This window comes from Escherichia sp. 94.0001 (assembly GCF_013369155.2).
Lineage (GTDB): Bacteria > Pseudomonadota > Gammaproteobacteria > Enterobacterales > Enterobacteriaceae > Escherichia > Escherichia coli_F.
This window is the reverse complement of the sequence record NZ_JABWMS020000117.1, coordinates 1-5,399: the sequence shown is the minus strand read 5'-3', so window position 1 is coordinate 5,399 and position 5,399 is coordinate 1. Positions and strand designations below refer to the sequence as shown.

The window sequence follows — 5,399 nt, the reverse complement described above, 5'->3', positions numbered from 1 at the left end:
CAGTTGAAGCTTTATATTCCATTTTTTTTCTTATCTTATCCTTTGACTCTTCTGTACTGATATCGAGAGGTTTAATAAATGGAATTACATCGTAAGAAATAGCCGTATCATCTGACAAATTATAAATATTAATATCTTCTACATTATCACGCATAAAACGGAAAAATGGCAAGATTTTAAACAAATCCCTACTCAATTCCGAGGGCATAGGATTGTTACTTTCGTCATAGAAACGAGAACAACTACCAGTTAAATCAAGACCAGAACAAATAATCCGCGCATACTTAAGTGTATATGCTATTTGAATTGCAGCAAAGGCAATAGTATGGCATGAGCAATAACCAAGACTGATGTCCTTGCTAAATCCGACCAGACGACCTTTTTTAGACAACGGTACAGAGATCAACAGTTCTTTATGAATCTGACTTAATATATTAAATTTTATCTTCTTTATCAAACCGCCTTTTTCTCGGCGGTAAAAGGACCGTAATACGAGGCAGTTTTGGAGGATATAAAGTTTATCTTCTTTGGAAGCGTGTTCATAAACGTCGACGTTTACTATGGTATAACGACTTCTCTGGCTAAATTTATAAAAATCATCACGACGCTGATGCAAGAAGCGAACATCAGTAAGTACATAAATATAGGGAATAATATTATGACTTAGTAGATATTGCGCGGAACCATTGACAGCAATAACATCCCTTGTCTGCAGAACTGACAATGGTGTTTTTTGCGATGTGGGGCCGGAAAGAAAAATAATAACATCATCAGACGTTTTACTTTCTATCAGGTTTTCAACATCTTTTTTGTCAATGTATCTAATATTCTTCATGATAAACCTGTGAAATAATAACTCCGCATAGAAATGTTCTGACGAAGACGTTTAAATGTAAGACTTTTACTTTATCGTGCTGGCTTTCCTTTCAAGCGGCGCATAAGATTACGTATTTTTTTACGATAAACTAAAAGATAATAACCGAGATCTTTAATCTCATTCTTAATACCATAATGTCGTTCTAGATCAATACGATCTTTCGCTTTACGTTGTGCAGATGCCCGTTTTCCTGAAAGATCAATAATGCGTACTTCACCATTTTCAATAATAAAATTACCACGGTGAGGATCACCAGATACCATACCATGTTCGTGCAATGAACGGATTGATTGTTGAATTTTATTTTTTAACGTTTCATCAATATCGGGGATATCACACAACTCAACGCCATCGATATATTCGATAAGCATGATGTAAGTATGGACAAAACGTAATGTTTTCCGTTCTGCTAACAAATAGAAGTCATTGAGAGAATGTAGCCCCTCGTTACGCACTTTTTGAGTTTGCTCAAAAAGGCGTTCATAATAATCTCCCTTTAAAAGAGATTTAAAGAAACGTTCGTTGCGTTTAACTTTAGGAGAAAAAACTTTAAGTATCAATTTACCGTAATCGGTATCAATAAGCATGACTTTTGTATCATCTATAGAACGAAAAACTTTGATGATATTAATATCATAAGAAAGAAAGTCATTTAATACATTGAGATACTTTGAATTATTTTCATCGGTAAAAACAACTAAATCTTTGATTTTATTCTTCTGAATCATGTTAAACCAGTTAAATGTTATTTACGGTAATATTTTCGGTAAAGATAACACACTCCTGCAATGAGTCCTGAGATATAATGATGTTGCACTAACAGATGTTTATATCTTTTTTTGAATTCAATAATTGATTTTGCATCTCGTGGTGAGTCATCTTTCCAGGGGGATCTTTCTAAAGCTATTTTATAGTATTTTACCGATGGATAAATTGCCCATTTGTGCCACGGCTTGGTGGCCCCAGTATAGTGAATAAGAAGAGTATTCTCTTTTATCAACTCTTTATATTTTTGATGCGTTTTATCTTTTAACTCACTTTTTATTGTATAAATAGTGTTAAATTCACGTGGCAGGAATATTGTCATCCCTTTTAGTAGGACATTCATAACGTCCTGGTCAGGATACTTATAAATGCTATCTTTACTCATAAGAATGGACAGTGCTTTTTCGGTTAGTTTTGCTTCTGTCCATTTTTTTAGGTCTAAGTAAACGACACCAGAATTAAAATACTGCCCCCGAAGTTCAGGATCAGATAATCTGACTACCGCCTTTTCCTGCATTGGGTCTACATCCCTGACGACTGCAGCCACAGCTCCATTAAACTCTAAATGCAATAGTTGACTAATATCTCCCTTACAAACTACATCGGCATCAAGATAAAGCAAACGATTAAGTGTTATTCCCAATAATTGAAAAGCAAATAAACGGAAGTACATTGCTCTTGACCAGACTTGTGTACAAGGCAAGCACTGAAGATTATCAGTATTTATTCTATAAAGTGTGATTCTTAATTGGTATTGCTCAGCAAGTTTCTCGACTTTTTGAAAGAAATCGTCGCTATAAACATCAGCAATAATATAAAAATCAAGATTAATATGTCGATTATTGATGACAATTGAAGTAATGGATACACCTACAGCATCAAGATAATTTGCATCGACACCATAGGCAACATTTAAACTTTCAACAGTATTTTCATCAATAAGCCTAAAATCCCAAGCTTTAACTTTATCTATCTCTATGGCAGGAAATGAGTCCACAAGGCTACCCTTATATCATTACTTTATAGTTTCCCAGTTTTAATGCTTTATCTTTTCAATAAAATAAAAAAGATAGTTGCTAAATCCTTTTAGATATCTATGCTTTTTAAGCATATGTTTTGCGCTATATCTTAATTGATTGCTATTATTCGGTTTCAGCAATGCCGTATTCTTCCATGGCGAAGCATTTTTTGCCTCCATAAAGGCTTGTGATACAGGATAATCCCAGGCCCAATCATGCCAGGGCTTGGTTGGCCCGATATAATGGATAAAAATAGTGTCGTTGGTTACTGGGTTTATAAAGCTTTCTTTTAGTTGATAATTTAAGCTAAACTGGGTGTTATATTTAATATCAGCAAAAATAAGTTTATCTGCCAGCAACATATTTAATACATCCTGATCAGGATGTGTTATTTTTTTGATTATTTCTGACTCATTTAGCATTGCAATGGCTCGTGCAGAAACCTGCTGAGCCGCCCATTGGGCAGTATTAATCAATAAAAAACCGGAGTTAAAGTAACCTTTAGCAATTCCCGCAACACCTAACGAATGGGCGCGTTTTTCCCACCAGTCAGCTTGCCCTTCTGTAACAACCATTGCAACTTTATCGTCAGGAAATGAGAATTTAATTAGTGGCTCAATAGTCCCCTGACAAATAATATCTGCATCCAGATAAAGAACTTTGGGTGCTTTATTAAAAAAGTAATCTGCGATAACAAAACGAAAATAAATAGCGTGAGTCCAGTTCTTGGTGCAGGGTAATGAACGGAGTCGATCGCCATTAATTAAATATATCTTAATTCTTGTTTTATATTGCCTTGCAAGAGCATCGAAATATTTGCGATCGTCATCACCGAAATAATCAGTAAAAATATGAAAGCATAATCGATTCCCTTCATTATACTTTAATATTGAAGCAATCGAAATTCCGCATCCAAAAAGAAAATTTTTGTCAGTCCCATAAGCGATATCCAGACAAAAATTTTCTGCTTCTATTTTATGATTATAATCAATAACCGAATTGAGAAATTCAGTTTCCTGGAAAAAAACCTGCTGCATTATTTCCTCCGGGAAATAACAGAAATAATTATCTTTTGCAATCTGTCGTAATATTTCGGCTGATAAAATTTATCAATCGACGCCGGAATTTTTTCATGTGAGATGTGAATTTCACCGGCTATGTATTTATTGAGAAGAGCGACAAAACCGGTCATATCACCCGGATGATATAAATGACCATTAACATCAGGCTGAATGATATCAGCAGGCCCGGAGACACAATCTGCACTGATACAAGGGATCCCCCACGACAAAGCTTCAAGTAGGGTCATTGGGAAACCTTCAAAAGATGACGTGAGTAATAATGCACTCACTTTTTTAATATCTTGCTGAACTAATTTCCAGGGATGTTGTTGCCAACCATACCAGACAATTCGATCATCAATATTTAATTCTCTACCATAAGCCTGGCATTTTTCGAAATCGGAGCCATCTCCCAATACATGAAGCTTCCAGTCAACTTGCACTTGTGATAAGCCATCAAGCAGATCTTTTACGCGCTTTTGGCCTTCAAATTTCATGCGCCCAACATATATGAATGTTGCCGTTTCGCCTTCCCCGGGTGCAGGAATGACTGAATTTTTCGCCTCGACGGGATTAAAAATAACGTTTATTGTCGATTCTGGTACACCCCGGCTAATCATTTGCTGTTTAATACCAGAGCTGATGGCTAAATGATAGTCGGCACAGGTGATATATTCAGCATGTTTTTTATGATCTAAAGAAAAATGCGGCCATGAAAATACAGGTACATCAATCCCCGATTTTTTACGAGCTTTAGCCGCATACAAACACGAGATCACGTCAATACAAATAACAACATCTGGCTGATAATCCTGAAGCCATTTGCTTAAAGCATGAATATGTTTCGCGCGACGCAAAAAACCTAAGCGAATATTGGAAAATGAACACGAGTACTTAATACCTTCCAGCCATCCCTTATCCATTTTGTCATTACGACAAAAGAAAAACATTTCACTTTGGATATGTTGTTGCCTGAAGGTAGTAATAACATCACGAATGACTGTTTCCATGCCGCCAAATCCAGAAACAGCTTCGCCAATAAATGCTATTTTCATTGAAACTCTCATGAATTGAGTAAAACTTACTGTTTTAACGGTTTTATTTTTCTATAAAATCAGAAACAATTGTTGACATCATTTTATCAGGGCTGAATTTATATAAACTATCATAATCCATTGGTTTAACAGGTGAGTTAATAAAATACTCTAACTTATCCCAATCATCATGACCCATTATAAAACAGCGAGATTCACTATAGATTTCTGAACCAAGTATATTTATATTATTAGTAATTAATTTTTTATTGAAAAATAGTGCCTCAAGTATACGAAGAGTCCAGCCAGATTGGTTTTCTTTAGTTATATCAATAATGATATTAGCATTTAAAGTTCTTTTAATATTCTCTTCATAAGATAATTGTTTTTCAATCAAATACTTTGAAGTCGGAGATGATGTCTTATCTTTGACAACATTAAAATCTAGCTTACATCCTAGTGTTGTTAATCTATCGGCTAATTCATTAATTATTTGAAGACGTCCTTTATCACGACCAAGAAAAAAACATATTGGTTGACTGTTATTTTTGTCGGATAAACTATAATTTCTAATTTCATCCATTCCTATAGGAAAAAATTGTTCTGTTGCCTTGATATTTTCATTCCCTATACACCTATGTTC

At 34.8% G+C, this 5,399-nt stretch carries 5 protein-coding genes and 1 pseudogene; all 6 read right to left on the bottom strand.

All coding sequences use genetic code 11. From position 1 onward, the window contains the following. The coding region (waaZ, locus tag HEN33_RS24030) for a 3-deoxy-D-manno-oct-2-ulosonate III transferase WaaZ (protein WP_183083485.1) at positions 1-835 on the bottom strand (835 nt) is incomplete at its 3' end. A 71-nt stretch (positions 836-906) separates the two neighbouring features. Beyond that, entirely contained in the window at positions 907-1,605 is a 699-nt protein-coding gene (gene rfaY / locus HEN33_RS24025; RefSeq protein WP_104918084.1) for a lipopolysaccharide core heptose(II) kinase RfaY, read from the bottom strand. A gap of 17 nt (positions 1,606-1,622) precedes the next feature. Further along, positions 1,623-2,639 (bottom strand): lipopolysaccharide 1,2-glucosyltransferase RfaJ, encoded by a 1,017-nt coding sequence (rfaJ, locus tag HEN33_RS24020; RefSeq protein ID WP_183083484.1) that lies wholly within the window; start codon positions 2,637-2,639, stop codon positions 1,623-1,625. A 39-nt stretch (positions 2,640-2,678) separates the two neighbouring features. Next, complete coding sequence (gene waaO, locus HEN33_RS24015) at positions 2,679-3,698, bottom strand: lipopolysaccharide 3-alpha-galactosyltransferase (RefSeq protein ID WP_001188015.1); 1,020 nt, start codon at positions 3,696-3,698, stop codon at positions 2,679-2,681. Then, positions 3,698-4,777, bottom strand: a complete 1,080-nt coding sequence (waaB, locus tag HEN33_RS24010) for a lipopolysaccharide 1,6-galactosyltransferase (RefSeq protein WP_176263336.1) — start codon at positions 4,775-4,777, stop codon at positions 3,698-3,700. The genes waaO and waaB overlap by 1 nt, the downstream gene beginning before the upstream one ends. Positions 4,778-4,820: 43 nt before the next feature. Further along, a pseudogene (rfaS, locus tag HEN33_RS24005) lies at positions 4,821-5,399 on the bottom strand (LPS core biosynthesis protein RfaS); the annotation flags it as partial.